This is a genomic window from Caballeronia sordidicola, assembly GCF_001544455.2.
In the GTDB taxonomy this organism is placed as follows: Bacteria; Pseudomonadota; Gammaproteobacteria; order Burkholderiales; family Burkholderiaceae; genus Caballeronia; species Caballeronia sordidicola.
In genome coordinates, this window is sequence record NZ_FCOC02000002.1 from 106,244 (window position 1) to 123,356 (window position 17,113).

19 protein-coding genes and 1 tRNA gene are annotated in these 17,113 nt (G+C 60.5%); 18 read left to right on the forward strand and 2 right to left on the reverse strand.

What is annotated here, in order from left to right:
* Positions 1–55: 55 nt before the first annotated feature.
* The 12 genes from kdsD (at position 56) to AWB64_RS03700 (ending at position 9,648) form a co-directional block, all read left to right on the forward strand.
* Entirely contained in the window at positions 56–1,039 is a 984-nt protein-coding gene (kdsD, locus tag AWB64_RS03650; RefSeq protein WP_060817279.1) for an arabinose 5-phosphate isomerase KdsD, read from the forward strand.
* Positions 1,039–1,602 (forward strand): KdsC family phosphatase, encoded by a 564-nt coding sequence (locus tag AWB64_RS03655; RefSeq protein ID WP_060817280.1) that lies wholly within the window; start codon positions 1,039–1,041, stop codon positions 1,600–1,602. The genes kdsD and AWB64_RS03655 overlap by 1 nt, the downstream gene beginning before the upstream one ends.
* 5 nt (positions 1,603–1,607) lie before the next feature.
* A complete protein-coding gene (gene lptC, locus AWB64_RS03660; RefSeq protein WP_060817281.1) occupies positions 1,608–2,207 on the forward strand; it encodes an LPS export ABC transporter periplasmic protein LptC in 600 nt (199 codons plus the stop codon).
* A gap of 48 nt (positions 2,208–2,255) precedes the next feature.
* Positions 2,256–2,954: a lipopolysaccharide transport periplasmic protein LptA gene (gene lptA / locus AWB64_RS03665; protein ID WP_060817282.1), complete on the forward strand. Its 699-nt coding sequence runs from the start codon at positions 2,256–2,258 to the stop codon at positions 2,952–2,954.
* Positions 2,955–2,965: 11 nt separating this feature from the next.
* Positions 2,966–3,733 carry an LPS export ABC transporter ATP-binding protein gene (gene lptB, locus AWB64_RS03670; RefSeq protein WP_200945735.1) on the forward strand — a complete coding sequence of 256 codons (768 nt, stop codon included), beginning with the start codon at positions 2,966–2,968 and terminating at the stop codon, positions 3,731–3,733.
* A gap of 175 nt (positions 3,734–3,908) precedes the next feature.
* Positions 3,909–5,426 carry an RNA polymerase factor sigma-54 gene (locus tag AWB64_RS03675; RefSeq protein WP_060817283.1) on the forward strand — a complete coding sequence of 506 codons (1,518 nt, stop codon included), beginning with the start codon at positions 3,909–3,911 and terminating at the stop codon, positions 5,424–5,426.
* 173 nt (positions 5,427–5,599) lie between these two features.
* Positions 5,600–5,953: a ribosome hibernation-promoting factor, HPF/YfiA family gene (hpf, locus tag AWB64_RS03680; RefSeq protein WP_060817284.1), complete on the forward strand. Its 354-nt coding sequence runs from the start codon at positions 5,600–5,602 to the stop codon at positions 5,951–5,953.
* A complete protein-coding gene (locus AWB64_RS31480) occupies positions 5,919–6,362 on the forward strand; it encodes a hypothetical protein (protein WP_157766582.1) in 444 nt (147 codons plus the stop codon). Before hpf ends, AWB64_RS31480 begins: the two co-directional genes overlap by 35 nt.
* 46 nt (positions 6,363–6,408) lie before the next feature.
* The gene (gene ptsN, locus AWB64_RS03685) at positions 6,409–6,864 is read left to right on the forward strand and encodes a PTS IIA-like nitrogen regulatory protein PtsN (protein ID WP_056357931.1); all 456 of its coding nucleotides are present in this window, start codon (positions 6,409–6,411) and stop codon (positions 6,862–6,864) included.
* Between the two features lie 162 nt (positions 6,865–7,026).
* Positions 7,027–7,995 carry an HPr(Ser) kinase/phosphatase gene (hprK, locus tag AWB64_RS03690; RefSeq protein WP_060817285.1) on the forward strand — a complete coding sequence of 323 codons (969 nt, stop codon included), beginning with the start codon at positions 7,027–7,029 and terminating at the stop codon, positions 7,993–7,995.
* A gap of 89 nt (positions 7,996–8,084) precedes the next feature.
* The gene (rapZ, locus tag AWB64_RS03695; protein WP_060817286.1) at positions 8,085–8,981 is read left to right on the forward strand and encodes an RNase adapter RapZ; all 897 of its coding nucleotides are present in this window, start codon (positions 8,085–8,087) and stop codon (positions 8,979–8,981) included.
* A gap of 34 nt (positions 8,982–9,015) precedes the next feature.
* Positions 9,016–9,648: an LON peptidase substrate-binding domain-containing protein gene (locus tag AWB64_RS03700; RefSeq protein ID WP_060817287.1), complete on the forward strand. Its 633-nt coding sequence runs from the start codon at positions 9,016–9,018 to the stop codon at positions 9,646–9,648.
* A gap of 18 nt (positions 9,649–9,666) precedes the next feature.
* Here the strand turns inward: AWB64_RS03700 and mutY are convergent, their stop codons facing one another.
* Positions 9,667–10,725, reverse strand: a complete 1,059-nt coding sequence (gene mutY, locus AWB64_RS03705) for an A/G-specific adenine glycosylase (protein ID WP_060817288.1) — start codon at positions 10,723–10,725, stop codon at positions 9,667–9,669.
* A 5-nt stretch (positions 10,726–10,730) separates the two neighbouring features.
* On the reverse strand, positions 10,731–11,561 hold the full coding sequence (gene mutM, locus AWB64_RS03710; protein WP_060817289.1) for a bifunctional DNA-formamidopyrimidine glycosylase/DNA-(apurinic or apyrimidinic site) lyase: 831 nt from the start codon (positions 11,559–11,561) through the stop codon (positions 10,731–10,733).
* Positions 11,562–11,646: 85 nt separating this feature from the next.
* Here mutM and AWB64_RS03715 point away from each other — a divergent pair, with 85 nt between their 5' ends.
* From AWB64_RS03715 to AWB64_RS03740, 6 genes are all read left to right on the forward strand, one after another.
* Positions 11,647–13,515 (forward strand): tetratricopeptide repeat protein, encoded by a 1,869-nt coding sequence (locus tag AWB64_RS03715; protein ID WP_060817290.1) that lies wholly within the window; start codon positions 11,647–11,649, stop codon positions 13,513–13,515.
* A gap of 11 nt (positions 13,516–13,526) precedes the next feature.
* The gene (lolB, locus tag AWB64_RS03720; protein WP_060817291.1) at positions 13,527–14,147 is read left to right on the forward strand and encodes a lipoprotein insertase outer membrane protein LolB; all 621 of its coding nucleotides are present in this window, start codon (positions 13,527–13,529) and stop codon (positions 14,145–14,147) included.
* Between the two features lie 19 nt (positions 14,148–14,166).
* The gene (gene ispE / locus AWB64_RS03725) at positions 14,167–15,075 is read left to right on the forward strand and encodes a 4-(cytidine 5'-diphospho)-2-C-methyl-D-erythritol kinase (RefSeq protein WP_060817292.1); all 909 of its coding nucleotides are present in this window, start codon (positions 14,167–14,169) and stop codon (positions 15,073–15,075) included.
* A gap of 55 nt (positions 15,076–15,130) precedes the next feature.
* A tRNA-Gln gene (locus AWB64_RS03730) sits at positions 15,131–15,207 on the forward strand.
* Positions 15,208–15,256: 49 nt separating this feature from the next.
* Positions 15,257–16,210 (forward strand): ribose-phosphate pyrophosphokinase, encoded by a 954-nt coding sequence (locus AWB64_RS03735; protein WP_060817293.1) that lies wholly within the window; start codon positions 15,257–15,259, stop codon positions 16,208–16,210.
* 152 nt (positions 16,211–16,362) lie between these two features.
* On the forward strand, positions 16,363–16,992 hold the full coding sequence (locus AWB64_RS03740; RefSeq protein WP_060817294.1) for a 50S ribosomal protein L25/general stress protein Ctc: 630 nt from the start codon (positions 16,363–16,365) through the stop codon (positions 16,990–16,992).
* The last annotated feature ends 121 nt before the right edge of the window (positions 16,993–17,113 follow it).

Here is a 17,113-nt window from a genome sequence, read left to right on the forward strand (position 1 = left end):
AGCCCGGCAGCGCCCGTCCGGCGCGGCATAAAGGTGCCTTTGATATACTCCGCGCATGATAGCGAAAATCAATGGCGACCGGGCACTCGCACTGGCTCGCACCGTGCTCGAAATTGAAGCCGACGCTGTGCGAGGCCTGTCTGCTCAACTCGATGACAACTTCACCGGCGCCGTGGAATTCCTTCTCGGATGCAAGGGCCGCGTTGTGGTATCGGGCATCGGAAAGTCCGGGCATATCGCCCGCAAATTCGCGGCTACGCTCGCGAGCACCGGCACGCCCGGTTTCTTCGTTCATCCAGCGGAAGCCAGCCACGGCGATCTTGGCATGGTAACCGCTGACGACGTGTTTATCGCGTTATCGAATTCTGGCGAAACCTCTGAACTCGTCGCCATCCTGCCCATCATCAAGCGCCTCGGCGCCAAGCTGATCGCCATCACGGGAAGCCCCGAATCCAGCCTCGCGAAACTCGCCGACGTGCATTTGAACGCGCACGTCGACAAGGAAGCCTGTCCGATGAACCTGTCGCCCACGGCCAGCACGACCGCGGTTCTGGCGCTGAGCGACGCGCTCGCGGTCGCCGTGCTCGACGCCCGCGGCTTCGGTCCGGACGACTTCGCGCGCTCGCATCCGGGCGGTGCACTCGGCCGCCGCCTGCTGACCTACGTTCGCGACGTGATGCGCGTGGGACCCGAAGTGCCGGTCGTATCCCTCGACGCCACCGTGTCCGACGCCCTCTTCCAGATCACCGCGAAGCGCATGGGCATGACGGCCGTGGTCAACGAGAACAATCACGTGGAAGGCATTTTCACCGACGGCGACCTGCGCCGCATCCTCCAGCGCGACGGCGATTTCCGCGCGCTGCCGCTGGCGGACGTCATGACGCGCCATCCGCAAACCATCGGTCCTGACCATCTCGCGGTGGAAGCGGTGGAACTGATGGAGCGCTATCGCATCAATCAGATGCTCGTCGTGGATGAAAACGCAATCCTGATTGGCGCTTTGAACATGCACGACCTCTTTTCCAAGAAGGTAATCTGATGTCGACTCTTTCCTTCACGCCCGATATTGCCGCAACGGAAGACGTGCGCAGTCGCGCAAGCCGCGTGAAGCTGATGATTTTCGACATCGACGGCGTTTTCACCGACGGCAGCCTGTTCTTCACGGCCGCCGGCGACGCCATGAAGTCCTTCAATTCACTCGACGGCCATGGCGTGAAGATGCTGCAATCGGTGGGCGTGCAAACGGCCATCATCACGGGCCGCAACTCGGGCATTGTCGCGGCGCGCGCGGGCGAACTGGGCATCACGCACCTCCACCAGGGCGTCGCCGATAAAACCGTCGCGCTGGCCGAACTGCTGCAAGGCACCGGCATTGCAGCGAGCGAATGCGGCTACATGGGCGACGACTGGCCCGATCTCGCGGTCATGCGCCTGTGCGGTTTTTCGGCGGCGCCGGCAAGCGCGCACGAAGAAGTGCTGCAACGCGTGCATTTCGCGGCATCGAAACGCGGCGGTGAAGGCGCGGTGCGCGAAGTCTGCGACGCGATCCTGCGTGCGCAGGACCGCTATGACGGCCTGCTTGCAGCGGCCATTGGAGCCTGAATCCCATGGCGCGCCCGACCAAACTGACCTCGCTGTTACCGCTCGTCGCCATGGCGGCCCTTGCCGGCATCACGTACTGGTTGCTGCAGGCCACGCTGCCGCCGCCGCAAACGCCGGAACGCCCGAAAGAACACGCGCCCGACTACTTCGCCAACAACTTTTCGGTCTCCGAACTCGACACCACCGGTACGACGCAATACCGGCTGACGGCGATCTCGATGGTGCATTACGAGGACGACGAAAACAGCGACCTGGTCAAGCCGGCCATGCGCATGTTCCAGCCGCTGAGGCCCACTGTCACCGCGACTTCGGAGCGCGGGACGGTGAACGGCGATGTATCGATTGTCGATTTATACGAAAACGCCCATTTGCTGCGCGTGGCGGGTTTCGGCGATCCGCAGATGACGGCGGATTCCGAGCACTTCCGGATCCTCGTGAATGACGATGTCATCGAAACAGAAAAGCCGGTTAAACTTCAGCGCGGTCCGTCCGTGATGACGGGCGACGGCATGAACTACAACAACGCGACCCGGGTAATGAAGCTCTTTGGGACGGTACGCGGCCAGATTGCCGCTTCCGACACGCTCGGCACCTCGTCCAGATAAACCCGGCAGTTCCGACGAATTGCGCTTAATCCATTCAAGTGTGACTGCATGAACAAACCGTTTCCCCGACCCGAATCAGGCCGTTTGCGTGCAGCCCGCGCTGCATTTATGCACCGCGCCGCACGCTTCGTGCAATTCGGGATTACGGCAGCTTGCGTGGCGTTGCCGCTGGCGGGTTTCGCCCCGGCAGCGCACGCCGAACGCGCCGACAACGACAAGCCGCTGAACATTGAAGCGGACAACATGACCTATGACGACCTGAAGCAGGTCAACATTTTCACGGGTCACGTGGTCGCGACCAAAGGCACGATCATCATCAAGGCCGACCGCGTGGACGTCACGCAGGACCCGCAGGGTTATCAGTACGCAACCGGCACGTCGACGGGCAGCAATCTCTCGTATTTCCGCCAGAAACGCGACGGCCTGGATGAATATATCGAAGGCAATGCCGTGCGGATCGACTACGACGGCAAACAGGACCTCACCACGCTCACCACGCGCGCAGTGGTGCGCCGTCTCGTGGGGTTGACCAAGATTCAGGACGAAGTGCACGGCAGCGTGATCACCTACGACGGCCAGAAAGACTTCTATACGGCGAAAGCCGGCAAGGACGTCGCGGGTCCCGGCAACCCCACGGGCCGCGTGCGCGCCATGCTCGCGCCGCGCAACGGCGGTGCAGCGCCGCTGACCGGCGCGCCGGCCACGCTCACCCCGTCCAACACGATGCAAGGATCGCCGCAGCCGTGAATTCGCCCGCCATGCCTCATCGAAAGCCGGAGGGAACGAGCAGTTCGCTCACCGTCCGCAATCTGAAAAAACGCTACGGCTCGCGCACGGTCGTGAAAGACGTGTCGCTCGACGTCAAAAGCGGTGAAGTGGTCGGGCTGCTCGGACCGAATGGCGCGGGCAAGACGACTTCGTTCTACATGATCGTCGGCCTGGTTCCGCTTGACGCAGGCGAAATCGAACTCGACGGCACGTCAATCAGCTTGTTGCCGATCCACCAGCGCGCGCGCCTCGGGCTGTCTTATCTGCCGCAGGAAGCATCGGTGTTCCGCAAGCTCACCGTCGAGCAGAACATCCGCGCGGTGCTGGAATTGCAGACCGGCGAGAACGATAAACCGCTCTCCAAGCAGGCGATCACGGACCGGGCGGAAGCATTGCTCGACGAACTCCAGATCGCGCATCTGCGTGAAAACCCGGCGCTGTCGCTCTCGGGCGGTGAACGCCGCCGAGTCGAAATTGCCCGCGCGCTCGCGACCAATCCCGCTTTCATCCTGCTCGACGAGCCGTTCGCGGGCGTCGATCCTATCGCGGTGCTGGAAATCCAGAAGATCGTGAAGTTCCTGAAGCAGCGGAACATCGGCGTGCTGATCACGGACCACAACGTGCGCGAGACGCTCGGCATTTGCGACCACGCGTACATCATCAGCGACGGCAGCGTGCTCGCGGCCGGCGCGCCGAGTGAGATCATCGAAAACGAGAGTGTGCGGCGCGTGTATCTCGGCGAACATTTCCGCATGTGACGGCGTGAACGGACGCCTCGCGGTGCCACAAAGCCCCTGTGGGCGGCAATGCGTGGCCTTGAAGCGTCCTCAAGCAATTCTTACGTGCCGCCCGCGGGCGGCACGCTTGTTTTTGGCCGATCCCCGCGAGGTTTCGCGCCCGTGGCAAACTCTCTACAATGATTAAAACCTTGCCATGAAAGCCAGCCTCCAACTTCGCCTATCGCAGCATCTTGCGCTGACCCCACAACTGCAGCAGTCCATCCGGCTGCTGCAGTTGTCGACGCTCGAATTGCAGCAGGAAGTCGCGATGGCTGTCGCGCAGAACCCCTTGCTCGAAAACGAGGACGATTGGACCACCAGTCCGCTGCGCGTGGCGGCGGACGGATCGCTGATCACGTCGGGGGCATCGGTGACTGCGCCCGAGCCCATGATGAGCAATGGTACGTCTTCGAGCAGCAGCACCACTGAGCGCTCGGAAAATGGCGACCCTCAAGGCGTCGATGAATACAATGGCATGAGTTCGTCGGACAACGGCCCGGATTCCAGTTCGTGGAACCTGGAAGACTATGGCCGCTCGAACAGCGGCTCAGATGACGACGACCTGCCCCCGCTGCAAATCCACGAATCCACCACCACGCTGCGAGATCACCTGATGTCGCAGTTGCGCATGACGAAAGCGAATCAGCGCGATCGTGCGCTGATTACCTTTCTGATCGAATCCCTTGACGAAGACGGGTATCTCACTTCGTCGCTTGACGAAGTCAAAGCCGATCTGCCAGAGGAACTCGAGGTCGATCTTGATGAGCTGAGCGCCGCGCTCGCGCTATTGCAGAGCTTCGATCCATCAGGCGTCGGCGGGCGCTCGGCATCGGAATGTCTGAAGCTGCAATTGTTGCGGCTCGCGCCGTCGCCCATCAGGACGCTCGCGCTGGATATTGTCATGCATCATCTGGAGTTGCTCGCCGCTCGCGACTTCACGCGCCTGCGCAAGCAACTCAAAGCCTCCGATGACGCACTGCGGGATGCGCACTTGCTGATCCGTTCGCTCGAACCGTTTCCGGGCGCGGCATTTGGCAAGAGCGAGGCGGACTATGTCGTGCCGGACATTCTGGTGCGCAAGATGTCGAGCGGATGGACTGCAGAATTGAATCCGGAAATCGTGCCCCGGCTTCGAATCAATCACCTGTACGCGAATATTCTACGCAACAATCGCGGCGATCCGGGCAGTGGCTCGTTGCGTCAGCAACTGCAGGAAGCGCGCTGGCTGATCAAAAATATTCAACAAAGATTCGAGACGATTCTTCGCGTTGCACAAGCAATTGTGGAACGTCAGAAGAACTTTTTCGCACATGGTGAAATTGCAATGCGGCCCTTGGTTTTGAGGGAGATTGCTGATACGCTGGGTTTACACGAATCCACCGTCTCACGTGTGACAACCGGTAAGTACATGCTCACCCCATTCGGGACGCTTGAATTCAAGTACTTCTTCGGATCGCACGTTTCCACCGACACGGGTGGCGCGGCATCGTCCACGGCGATCCGGGCCCTCATCAAGCAACTGATAGGAGCTGAAGACTCAAAATCTCCTCTTTCAGACAGCCGCATCGCCGAATTGCTGGCGGAACAAGGATTCGTGGTGGCGCGCCGCACGGTGGCCAAATATCGCGAAGCCCTGAAGATTCCGGCAGTGAACCTGCGAAAGTCTCTGTAGCCCGCTGCATGTTGCGGCGGGCCTTTACCGGCCGCGTCGCGAATACGTGAACGAGCCGGCCAATGCGTTTCCCGATCTGTTCCGCCGTTCCATGGAGTGGCCAACCGCGGGCGCAGCGACCGGTTTTCAGCAGCGAAAAAGCGACCAGGCGGCCATTAGCTTGGAGAGCAACTATGAATCTGCAGATCAGTGGACACCATCTCGAATTGACGCCTGCGTTGCGAGAATATGTGATCACCAAACTGGATAGAGTGCTACGGCACTTCGATCAGGTGATCGACGGCAGTGTGGTCCTCTCGGTCGACAATCATAGGGAAAAGGACAAGCGGCAAAAGGTTGAAATCAACCTGCACCTGAAAGGCAAGGACATCTTCATCGAAAGTTGTGACGTTGATATGTATGCGGCGATCGATCTGATGGTCGACAAGCTGGATCGGCAAGTCATCCGCCATAAGGACAAGATCCAGGGCCATGCGCATGCAACAATGAAGTATGCACCGCAAGAAAGCGAAGCGCCCGCGCCGTAATTTGACGGGCGTGTTTAGAGGTTTGCATCAAAAGTTGGCCGGCGTAGCGGGAAAACGGATTTTTCCGATGCGCCGGAGTCCGGACCAAGCATTGCCGGACTGCAACCGGCAGGAGCCGCCTGACAGCAGGCGGCTTTTTTGTCTCCGGCAATCCGGGTTGTCTTTTGCCGGGCGTTTGCAGATGAAGCTTCGATTGCTGACTGTTGCGTTCCTGGCACCAAACGCGCGGACCGTATTGCGCGCCGCACCATCGCTCAGGACGCTGTTCTATAATGATCCGGATAATGCCGGGGTTGTTTACATCGGAATGAAACGAGCGGAACGAAACGAGCGAGTGAAGCCAGATCTCGGTCTTCCGCGCATTCCTAACCAAAATCACCGTGAGCGCTCAGTGCACTTGAGCTTCTGAAGTCGCCACCGTGAGGAGAATTCAGGCCACGCATCTGCCTGCCAACATGAATCGTTTAGCCAAATTTCTTCCCCTCGAAAATGTCGTCCTCGGACTGTCCGTCACCAGCAAGAAACGCGTATTCGAGCAAGCGGGCCTGATCTTCGAGAACCAGAACGGCATTGGCCGCAGCACCGTCACCGACAATCTCTTCGCGCGCGAGCGCCTCGGCTCGACCGGTCTGGGCGAAGGTGTCGCCATTCCCCACGGGCGTATCAAGGGCCTGAAGCACCCGCTTGCGGCGTTCGTGCGTCTCGCCGAGCCCATCGCTTTCGAATCGCCGGATGGCCAGCCCGTGTCGCTGCTGATCTTTCTGCTCGTCCCGGAGCAGGCCACGCAACAGCACCTTGAAATCCTGTCCGAGATCGCGCAGTTATTGTCCGATCGGGACACGCGCGAACGCCTGAACACCGAAGAAAACCGTGAGGCGCTGCATCAGCTTCTCACGCAATGGCAACCGTAAGTCCGTCAAACCTGCTTGAAACCACGCACATGGCGCGAGCAGCCCTCTCGCGCCGGCGGCCCTTCTAGCGCACAATCAGTCCTATTGAGCGGAGCATTGATCGGGCCAACCCAGCCCCTTCGATTGCCCAGCGCTCGCGGCCCCTCACGGAGTTCCGGCCTCATGGATACGTCCAGCATCAACGCCCAGAGTATTTTCGACGACAACGCCGCCGCGCTGAGACTCAGTTGGCTGACGGGTCACGAAGGCTGGGAACGCGGCTTCTCGACAGAGACAGTCGCCAATGCCACATCGAGCGCCGATCTGGTCGGCCACTTGAACCTGATTCACCCCAATCGCATCCAGGTACTCGGCGACGCCGAAATCACCTACTACCAGCGTCAGTCCGACGAAGACCGCTCGCGCAACATGGCGGAACTGATCGCGCTCGAGCCGCCTTTCCTGGTGGTCGCGGGTGAAGTCGGCGCACCGCCCGAACTGGTCTTGCGATGCACGCGTTCGTCCACTCCGCTTTTCACCACGCGCATGTCCGCGGCGGCCGTGATCGACAGCCTGCGGCTTTACATGTCCCGGATACTCGCGCCGCGCGCAACGCTTCACGGCGTATTTCTCGATATCCTCGGCATGGGCGTGCTGCTCACCGGTGACTCGGGCCTCGGCAAAAGCGAGCTTGGGCTGGAGCTGATCAGCCGTGGTCATGGTCTTGTCGCGGACGACGCCGTAGACTTCGTGCGCCTCGGCCCCGACTTTGTCGAAGGACGCTGCCCGCCGCTGCTGCAGAATTTGCTCGAAGTGCGCGGTCTCGGCCTGCTGGACATCAAAACCATCTTTGGTGAAACGGCGGTTCGGCGGAAAATGAAGCTCAAGCTGATCGTTCAGCTCGTGCGGCGTCCGGACGGCGAATTCCAGCGCTTGCCCCTGGAAAGCCAGGCTGTCGATGTGCTCGGGTTGCCGATCAGCAAGGTAACCATTCAGGTCGCGGCGGGCCGGAACCTCGCCGTGCTGGTCGAGGCGGCAGTGCGCAACACGATTCTGCAACTGCGGGGTATCGATACGCTGCGGGATTTCATGGATCGTCAGCGCCTTGCCATGCAGGATCCGGAGAGCCAGTTCCCCGGCAAGCTGATCTGACCGGGTCGCACTGACCGGTCGCGCCGGCGCCGTCGGGACCCGAACCTTTTGCTCAAGCGAACGAGTCCAACTGACCGAGTCCTCCATTCATGCGCATCATCCTGATTACCGGCACTTCCGGCTCTGGCAAATCCGTCGCGCTGAACGCGCTCGAAGACGCCGGCTATTATTGTGTCGACAACTTGCCGCCGCGCTTTTTGCCCGAACTCGCGGCGTATCTCGACTCACAAGGACAAGCACGCCTGGCGGTCGCTATCGACGCGCGTTCGAGCCGTTCGCTCGATGAAGTCCCGGCCATCATCAACGGCCTCACGCAATCGTTCGATGTTCGCGTGCTGTTCCTCAACGCCAGCACGCAATCGCTCATCCAGCGGTTTTCCGAAACGCGCCGCCGTCATCCGTTATCGGGTTCGCCCACGCACGACGCCGATGTCGGGCTGCACACTTCGCTTGGCGAAGCGATCGAGCGCGAGCGCGAACTGGTCTCGGGACTCGCGGAATTCGGCCATCAGATCGACACCAGCAATCTGCGCGCGAACGTCTTGCGCGCCTGGGTCAAGAGCTTCGTGGAGCAGGAAACGGCTGGCCTCACGCTGATGTTCGAGTCGTTTGGATTCAAGCGCGGCGTGCCGCTCGACGCCGATTTTGTCTTCGATGTCCGAACGCTCCCGAATCCCTATTACGATCGCGAACTGCGGCCGCTCACGGGCCTGGACCAGCCGGTCATCGATTTCCTGCTGGCGCAGCCAATGGTTCACCAGATGATCGATGACATCGGCACATTCATTGCAAAATGGTTGCCGCAGTTCCGGGAAGACAACCGCAGTTACCTCACGGTGGCGATCGGCTGCACGGGCGGACAACATCGCTCGGTATTCATTGCCCAGACGCTGGCCGCGCGTTTTGGCGAGAAAGCCAATGTGATTGTGCGGCATCGCGACGCACCCATCGCCCTCGATGGCCACGTCGCGCCCTTGCAAACCTGATCGCCCTCGGGCGGCCTTTTTAAAGAAGCGCGCGATGTCCACCAATCCCCTTCTCGCCGACCTGCCGCTGTTTCCTTTGCACACCGTGCTGTTTCCCGGTGGCCGCCTCCCCTTGAAAATCTTCGAAGCGCGCTATCTCGACATGGCGCGCGCGTGCTTGCGCGAAGGCACGCCGTTTGGCGTCTGCTTGCTGAAAAGCGGCAACGAGATCGCGTCGCCGGGGGATCCGTCGGTGCCGGAGAGCATTGGATGTCTCGCCGAAATCACGCAATGCGATGTGGACACGTTCGGCATGCTGCTGATCCAGGCGCGCGGCACGACGCGTTTCCGGCTGCTTTCGCACCGTGTGGAACCGAGCAATCTGCTGGTCGGCGTGGCGGAGACGATTGGCGACGACGCACAGTTGGAAGACGCCGAGGCGCTGGTGAAGTTCGGTGCGTGCGCGGAGGTTCTGGAGCGGATTATCGATGCGATCAAGGCGCGCGATCCGAAAGATCTGCCGTTCAACGAGCCATTCCTGCTCGATGACCCAACGTGGGTATCGAACCGTTTGTCGGAGATTCTGCCCATTCCCATGCGCGCCCGGCAAAAGCTGATGGAACTGGAAGACGCGGCGGCGCGTATAGATGTCGTGCATCACTACATGCAGCAGCATCAGTTGCTTTGAAGCTGTTTTAAGACCGCCTTAAATCAGCGATCCCTGCAGCGCGTCGAGGAGTTTGCGCACCGGCGCGGGAACGCCATAAGCATCGATATTCGATAGCGGCGCCCAGACCGTGTGGTTATCGGCGAGTTCGGTTGCAGCGTCCGCGCGCCCGAGACGCGGCTCGATATCCAGCTTGAAATGCGTGAACGTGTGCGTGAACGGGCTCAGGCGCTGAAGCTCGTTCGTGCCGCCAAGGCTATGCGCGACCGCCGCCAGCGCGTCTTCGTCGGCGGCTTCGGGAAGGCTCCATAAACCGCCCCAAATTCCGCTCGGCGGGCGTTTTTCCAGAAGAACCGTATCGCCGTCCTGCAAAACCAGCATCCAGGTCTTGCGCGTCGGCACCGTCTTTTTCGGCCGCGCCGCCGGCAACTCTTTTTGCCGTCCCGTCACGTTCGCCACGCAATCCGGCGCGAACGGGCAACGCACGCAATCCGGCTTGCCGCGCACGCAAAGCGTCGCGCCCAGATCCATCAAACCCTGCGTGTAGGCCGTGACTTCGTCCTTGTGGGCCGCATCGGGCAGCAGCGATTCGGCGAGCGTCCACATCGCGTTCTCGACTTTCTTTTCGCCCGGGAATCCTTCCACGCCGAACACGCGGGCAAGCACGCGCTTCACGTTGCCATCGAGGATCGTGGCGCGAGCGCCATAGGCAAACGACGCAATCGCCGCCGCCGTCGAGCGGCCAATCCCGGGCAATTCAGCGAGTTCATCGACGCTGCGGGGAAACTCGCCGCCATGTTCGGTCGCGACGGCGTCGGCGCATCGATGCAGATTTCGAGCCCGCGAGTAGTAGCCAAGCCCCGCCCAGAGCGCCATGACGTCGTCGACAGGCGCGGCGGCGAGTGCGTTGACGTCGGGGAAACGTTCGAGAAAACGCGCGTAATACGGAATCACCGTCGAAACCTGCGTTTGCTGCAGCATGATTTCGGACAGCCAGATCCGGTATGCGTCGCGCGTGTTTTGCCACGGCAGGTCGTGGCGGCCGTGAACGCGTTGCCACGCGATCAGGCGCGCGGAGAAGTCGGTGAGCTGGAGCATGTCGGCTAGCGCTGGCAGCGCGGGCAAAAGTACGTGGATCGCTGGCCCTGCACGATGTGTTTGATGGCCGTTCCGCAAACGTGGCACGGCAAGCCGACGCGATCATAGACGAAATAATCGAGCTGGAAATAACCCGACTCACCGTTGCTGCCAACGAAATCGCGCAAGGTGCTGCCGCCTTTTTCGATGGCATCCGCAAGCGTCGCGCGCACGGCGCCGGCGAGGAGATCGTAGCGCACGAGCGAGACGCGGCCGGCCGCGACCGTCGGGCGGATTCCCGCGCGAAACAGGCTTTCGGAAGCATAGATATTGCCGACGCCCACGACCATCGTGCCCGCGAGCAGCGCCTGTTTCACGGACACCTTGCGCCCGCGCGTCATGCGGTACATCAAGGCGCCGGAAAATCCGGCGGAGAACGGCTCGACGCCAAGCCCCGCAAGCAACGGATGAACGAGAACGTCGCCGTCTTCGCGCGCATGCCAGAGCACCGCGCCAAAGCGTCGCGGGTCCCGGAAGCGCAAAATGAAGTCGTCGAAGATCAAATCGATATGATCATGCTTCGCGGCTTCAGGCGGACGCGGGACATTGCGCAAAACCCGCAGCGTTCCCGTCATGCCAAGATGCACGATCAGCCAACCGTCAGAGGTTTCGAACAGCAGGTACTTGCCGCGCCGCTCGACCTTGTCGATTTTCAGCGCCTTCATCGTCCTTGAAAGGTGGGCGGGAATGGGCCATCGAAGCGCGGGCGTGCGGATATCGACCCGCTCGACCCGGCGTCCGGCCACGAACGGTTCAATACCGCGTCGGGTTACTTCGACTTCCGGCAACTCTGGCATGTTTTACTGGTCTGCAACTTGCTGTGGGATGTGCGCGTATTGTAGCGAGCGCGTTACAATCGACTGAAACATTGATCGGATTTCCATGAACTTGTCCTTCGTTAAGTTGTTTTCGAAGCAGCGTGCAGCAGCGGCTGAAACGATTGCGGCACGCGGTAAGCCGGTCTCCCCGAACAGGCTGGCGGCAGCCGTTGCGCTCGCCGTCACCGTGTTCGCGCTTGCCCCTGCCCATGCGCAAAGTCCCGCGCAACTTCCCACTCCGGATGACGACCAGTCGTCGATCAGCGCGGCCGACCTGATCACCGCGCCGCCCACGGGCAAGGAAACACAGGACCTGCCTAATATTGCAACGTCCAGCCAGATCGTGTTCCAGGTGCTCGCGGCCGAAGTCGCGTTGCAGCGTAACCAGGCCGCGCCGGCGTATCAGACCTATCTGGCGCTCGCCCGCGACACTCATGATCCGCGTTTCGCGCAGCGCGCGACCGAGATTGCAATCGCCGCACAAAGTCCCAACGACGCGCTGACATCCGTTCAGCTTTGGCAGCAGTTCTCGCCGAATTCGGAGCGCGCGGCGCAGTTGAGCGCGTCGCTGCTGATCCTGTCCGGCAAGCCCGACGACGCCGAGCCAATCCTTACCAGCGAACTCGCGAAGATTCCCGCCGAGCAACGCGGCGACGCGATCATCTCGCTGCAGATCCTGCTCTCGCGCGGGCCGAATCGCGTAGGCGGGCTGAACGTGTTGAAGGATTTGGTCAAGAACGACATGGACCGGCCGGAGACGCAACTGGCGCTTGCCCGTCAGCAAATCGCCGCCGACGACCAGCCGGGCGCGAAGGCATCGCTTGAAAAGGCGCTGCAACTCAAGCCCGACTACTTGCCCGCCGCGTTGACGCTCGCGCGCATGGGTCCGAATGAGCGAAACGAAGGCATCGCTTCGTTCGAAAATTATCTCGACAAGAATCCGAAATCGCATGACGCGCGGCTCGCGCTCGCGCAACTGTATTTATCGGCGGATCGGCTCGATGACGCCCAGAAGCAGTTCGAAATCATGCGCAAGAACGACGCGAAGGATCTGACGCCGTTGATGGCGCTCGCGTTGATCAACATCCAGAAGAAGCAGCCGGACAAGGCGAAGGATTACCTGACCCAATACGCCAAGGCGGCCGAAGGCACGCCGGGCGCCGATCCGGGTCAGGCGTACATCTATCTCGCGCAATTGGCGCTCGATCAAAAAGACGACGCCGCCGCGAACCAGTGGCTCGACAAGATCACCCGTTCAAGCCAGCAGTATTTGCCGGCGCAAGTCACGCGCGCGCAGATCCTTGCAAACCACGGCAAGGTCGACGAAGCGCGTCAGTTGCTTGGCAGCCTGCAGACGTCCGACCCGCGCGACCTCGCTTTGCTCGCGCGCACCGACGCCTCGCTGCTGTTTCAGGCGCAACGTTATCCGGAGGCGGAAGCGGCTTTGTCGAAGGCCACGGCGGCTTTCCCCGACGACCCCGATCTCACCTATGACTACGCAATGGCTGCGGAAAAAAACGGCCATTACGACGTCATGGAAACGCAGCTTCGCAAGTTGATGAGGACGCAGCCCGACAATCCGCAGGCGTACAACGCGCTCGGCTATTCGCTTGTCGATCGCAACCAGCGGCTCGACGAAGCAGTGAAGCTGATTGAAAAAGCCGTGTCGCTGGCGCCGAACGATGCGTTCATCATGGACAGCCTGGGCTGGGCGAAGTACCGGCAGGGCAATGACGCCGAAGCAGCGAGCATCCTGAAGAAAGCCTACGATCTGCAGCCAAATGCCGAAATCGGCGCCCATCTTGGTGAAGTGCAGTGGAAATCTGGGCAGCAGGATCAGGCGCGCAGCACGTGGCGTCAGGCGCAAAAGCTTGAACCGGGCAACGACACGCTCGTCAAAACGCTCAAACGATTCCAGGTGAACGACCTTTGAAATTGAATGCAATGAATGTCCTGAATGGCCAGCGCGCCCGGCGCGGCGCCCTGGCGTTGATGGCGGCGGGTGCCGTGGTTCTCTCCGGTTGCGCGGTCAAGCCGCGGGTTCCGACTACATCGAATGCGGCAACGGCGATCACCGCGCAGACCAGCCGCGCATATCACGGTCGTTTTGCGGTCCAGTACGACGACCAGAACGGTCAACAACGTAATGCGTACGGAAACTTCGACTGGCAGGAAACAGGTGACACCGTCACGCTGCAATTGCGCAATCCGCTTGGGCAGACCATGGCTATCGTGACGTCTTCGCCCTCTTCGGCCACGCTGGAATTGCCGAATCGCGAACCGCAAACGGCGGACAACGTTTCTGACCTGATGCGCAATACCCTGGGCTTCGCGTTACCGGTGGAAGGTTTGCGCTACTGGCTGCAACCGTCGCCGGCGCCTACGTTCCGGGCGCGCACGACCATGGATTCATCGTCGCAAAATGATCGCCTGAAGCAAATCAAGCAGGACGGCTGGACAGTCGACTACCTGGCCTACGCCGACGCACCCGCAACCGGCGTGAAACGCGTGAACCTGTCGCGCGAAGAGCCGCCGCTCGATATCAAGCTCGTTCTCGACCAGTAACGTTTTTGCACCTACAAGCATGTCTTCCACACAACCGGGCTCATTGCGTCCGCTGGCCGACGCGTCGCTGCGCAATTGCCTCGCGCCGGCGAAGCTCAATCTTTTCCTGCACATAACGGGGCGTCGGCCGGATGGCTATCACGCGCTCCAGACAGTATTCCAGTTGCTTGACTGGGGCGACCTGCTGCACTTCACCCGCCGTGACGATGGCGTGATTGCCCGCAAGACCGACGTCCCGGGCGTGCGGGAAACCGACGATCTTGTCGTTCGCGCCGCGCGCCTGCTGCAGTCGGCAACCGGCACCCCCCTTGGCGTAAACATAGAAATTGATAAAATACTGCCTATGGGCGCGGGTCTCGGCGGTGGCAGTTCTGACGCCGCGACTACGCTGCTGGCATTGAATCGCTTATGGGGCGTGAACTTGCCGCGGCAAGCGTTGCAGGACCTGGCGTTGAAACTCGGTGCGGACGTGCCGTTTTTCATCTTCGGACGCAATGCTTTTGCGGAAGGCGTGGGCGAAGCGCTGCAAGTAGTCGATCTGCCAAAGCGTTTCTTTCTGGTGGTGAGTCCTGCGGTGCATGTCCCAACTGCCGCGATTTTTTCAGAGAAAGCGTTGACAAGGGACTCAAAAGTCCTCACAATAACGGACTTCCTTGCACAACATAGTTCTGACACAGATTGGCCTGACGCTTTCGGCCGAAATGACATGCAGGCGGTTGTGGTTGAGAAGTACGCGGAAGTAGCTCAGGTGCTGGAGTGGTTTTCGAACCTTGCACCTGCGCGAATGACCGGATCTGGAGCGAGCGTGTTTGCCGCTTTTCGTAGTAAAGCCGAAGCTGAGATGGCGCAAGCCAAACTCCCGGCAAGCTGGAAAAGCACTGTGACCGAAAGCCTGGATTCGCATCCTCTCTTTGCTTTCGCGTCGTAAAGTTTTGTTTTGACGGGTTTGTCCTACACTACCCGGCAGAACTCAAAGTTAGTGTAGGGGAGTCGCCAAGTTGGTTAAGGCACTGGATTTTGATTCCAGCATGCGAAGGTTCGAATCCTTCTTCCCCTGCCATTAATTTCTCGCGTTTTTCCTCTCGCCCCAGCCAAGAAACAGGTGCACGATGAGCAGTGACGGCCTGATGGTATTCACTGGCAACGCGAATCCCGCGCTTGCACAGGAAGTCGTCAAGATCCTTGGAATCCCGCTTGGCAAGGCAATGGTCAGCCGCTTCTCCGACGGCGAAATCATGGTCGAGATCCAGGAAAACGTGCGTGGCAAGGACGTGTTCGTGCTGCAGTCCACTTGCGCGCCGACCAACGACACGCTGATGGAACTCATGATCATGGTCGATGCGCTCAAGCGCGCATCCGCTGGCCGGATCACCGCCGCCATCCCGTACTTTGGTTATGCCCGCCAGGATCGCCGTCCACGTTCAGCTCGCGTCGCCATCTCGGCGAAAGTCGTAGCGAACATGCTGGAAATTGCAGGTGTGGATCGTGTCATTACCATGGACCTCCACGCCGACCAGATCCAGGGTTTTTTCGACATTCCGGTCGACAATATTTACGCAACGCCTGTTCTGCTCGGCGATCTGCGCAAGCAAAATCACGAAAACCTGCTGGTTGTGTCGCCTGACGTGGGCGGCGTGATTCGCGCACGGGCGCTGGCCAAGCAACTCAACACCGATCTCGCGATCATCGACAAGCGTCGCCCGAAGGCGAACGTCGCTGAAGTGATGAACATCATCGGTGAAGTGGAAGGCCGCACGTGCGTGATCATGGACGACATGGTCGACACAGCCGGCACGCTCTGCAAGGCAGCACAGGTTTTGAAGCAACGCGGCGCGACGAAAGTGTTCGCGTATGCCACGCACCCGGTATTGTCGGGCGGCGCGGGTGAGCGGATCTCGGCGTCGGAGCTTGATGAACTCGTGGTGACCGACACCATTCCCCTCTCGGACGAAGCGCGCGGGTGCTCGAAGGTGCGTGTCCTGTCGAGCGCGGGATTGCTGGCCGAAACGTTCTCGCGGATCAGGCGCGGCGACTCGGTCATGTCGCTGTTCGCTGAAGGTTGAAAGTATTTGCGGTTGAGCGGGGCGAATAGCTTCGCAATATCGCGTAATCGGTTCCGGCGAACGAAGGCCTGAATCGCTGCTCTGGGGCTGGACGCTTTCGCGGACAGCCCCGTTTTCACTGCCTGGTCGCGGGCAGATTATGGAGTTGAATCATGAAAGTAGTCGCTTTTGAGCGCAATCTGCAAGGTACGGGTGCGAGCCGCCGCCTGCGTAACTCGGGCAAGACGCCGGGTATCGTATATGGCGCAAACGCTGAAGCTCTGGCTGTTGAACTCGATCACAACGCCCTTTGGCACGCGCTGAAGAAAGAAGTTTTCCATTCGTCGATTCTCGAACTGGAAGTGGCCGGCAAGACGCAACAAGTCCTGCTGCGCGACGTGCAATACCATCCGTTCAAGCAAATGGTCCTGCACGTTGACTTCCAACGTGTCGATTCATCGAAGAAGCTGCACACCAAGGTTCCGGTTCACTTCCTGAATCAGGAAACGAACCCGGCCGTGAAGACGGCTGGTGCGGTCATCACGCACGTGCTAAACGAAATCGAAATCGAATGTCTGCCGGCTGACCTGCCGGAATTCGTCGAACTCGATCTGGCCAAGATTGAAGCGGGTCAGGCGTTGCACGTGAAGGACATCGTCTTGCCGAAGGGCGTGGCGCTGGTCGCTCACCTCGACGCAGAAAACCCGGTTATCGCTTCGGCGACCATTCCGGCTGCCGTTGTGTCCGACGAAGCTGCTTCGGGCGATGCTGCTGCAAGCGAAGGCGACAAGCCGGCTGCATAAGTACGCCTAAGCCTGTACGCTTGAGTCCACTCTCAGGAGTGGACAAAGCGACCCGCCGTTGCTCTGCTCCGGCGGGTTTTTTTTAGCCTTTTTCTAGCGTGGTTGCTGGCTTGCTGTGCAA

Excerpts from the sequence above, each read along its gene's own strand:
- ptsN (WP_056357931.1), top strand. The coding sequence starts at position 6,409 with ATGAATCGTTTAGCCAAATTTCTTCCCCTCGAAAATGTCGTCCTCGGA.
- hpf (WP_060817284.1), top strand. The coding sequence starts at position 5,600 with ATGAATCTGCAGATCAGTGGACACCATCTCGAATTGACGCCTGCGTTG.
- lptA (WP_060817282.1), top strand. The coding sequence starts at position 2,256 with ATGAACAAACCGTTTCCCCGACCCGAATCAGGCCGTTTGCGTGCAGCC.
- AWB64_RS03655 (WP_060817280.1), top strand. The coding sequence starts at position 1,039 with ATGTCGACTCTTTCCTTCACGCCCGATATTGCCGCAACGGAAGACGTG.
- lolB (WP_060817291.1), top strand. The coding sequence starts at position 13,527 with ATGAATGTCCTGAATGGCCAGCGCGCCCGGCGCGGCGCCCTGGCGTTG.
- rapZ (WP_060817286.1), top strand. The coding sequence starts at position 8,085 with ATGCGCATCATCCTGATTACCGGCACTTCCGGCTCTGGCAAATCCGTC.
- lptB (WP_200945735.1), top strand. The coding sequence starts at position 2,966 with ATGCCTCATCGAAAGCCGGAGGGAACGAGCAGTTCGCTCACCGTCCGC.
- lptC (WP_060817281.1), top strand. The coding sequence starts at position 1,608 with ATGGCGCGCCCGACCAAACTGACCTCGCTGTTACCGCTCGTCGCCATG.
- kdsD (WP_060817279.1), top strand. The coding sequence starts at position 56 with ATGATAGCGAAAATCAATGGCGACCGGGCACTCGCACTGGCTCGCACC.
- AWB64_RS03675 (WP_060817283.1), top strand. The coding sequence starts at position 3,909 with ATGAAAGCCAGCCTCCAACTTCGCCTATCGCAGCATCTTGCGCTGACC.
- AWB64_RS03715 (WP_060817290.1), top strand. The coding sequence starts at position 11,647 with ATGAACTTGTCCTTCGTTAAGTTGTTTTCGAAGCAGCGTGCAGCAGCG.
- ispE (WP_060817292.1), top strand. The coding sequence starts at position 14,167 with ATGTCTTCCACACAACCGGGCTCATTGCGTCCGCTGGCCGACGCGTCG.
- mutY (WP_060817288.1), bottom strand. The coding sequence starts at position 10,725 with ATGCTCCAGCTCACCGACTTCTCCGCGCGCCTGATCGCGTGGCAACGC.
- hprK (WP_060817285.1), top strand. The coding sequence starts at position 7,027 with ATGGATACGTCCAGCATCAACGCCCAGAGTATTTTCGACGACAACGCC.
- AWB64_RS03700 (WP_060817287.1), top strand. The coding sequence starts at position 9,016 with ATGTCCACCAATCCCCTTCTCGCCGACCTGCCGCTGTTTCCTTTGCAC.
- AWB64_RS31480 (WP_157766582.1), top strand. The coding sequence starts at position 5,919 with ATGCACCGCAAGAAAGCGAAGCGCCCGCGCCGTAATTTGACGGGCGTG.
- mutM (WP_060817289.1), bottom strand. The coding sequence starts at position 11,561 with ATGCCAGAGTTGCCGGAAGTCGAAGTAACCCGACGCGGTATTGAACCG.
- AWB64_RS03740 (WP_060817294.1), top strand. The coding sequence starts at position 16,363 with ATGAAAGTAGTCGCTTTTGAGCGCAATCTGCAAGGTACGGGTGCGAGC.
- AWB64_RS03735 (WP_060817293.1), top strand. The coding sequence starts at position 15,257 with ATGAGCAGTGACGGCCTGATGGTATTCACTGGCAACGCGAATCCCGCG.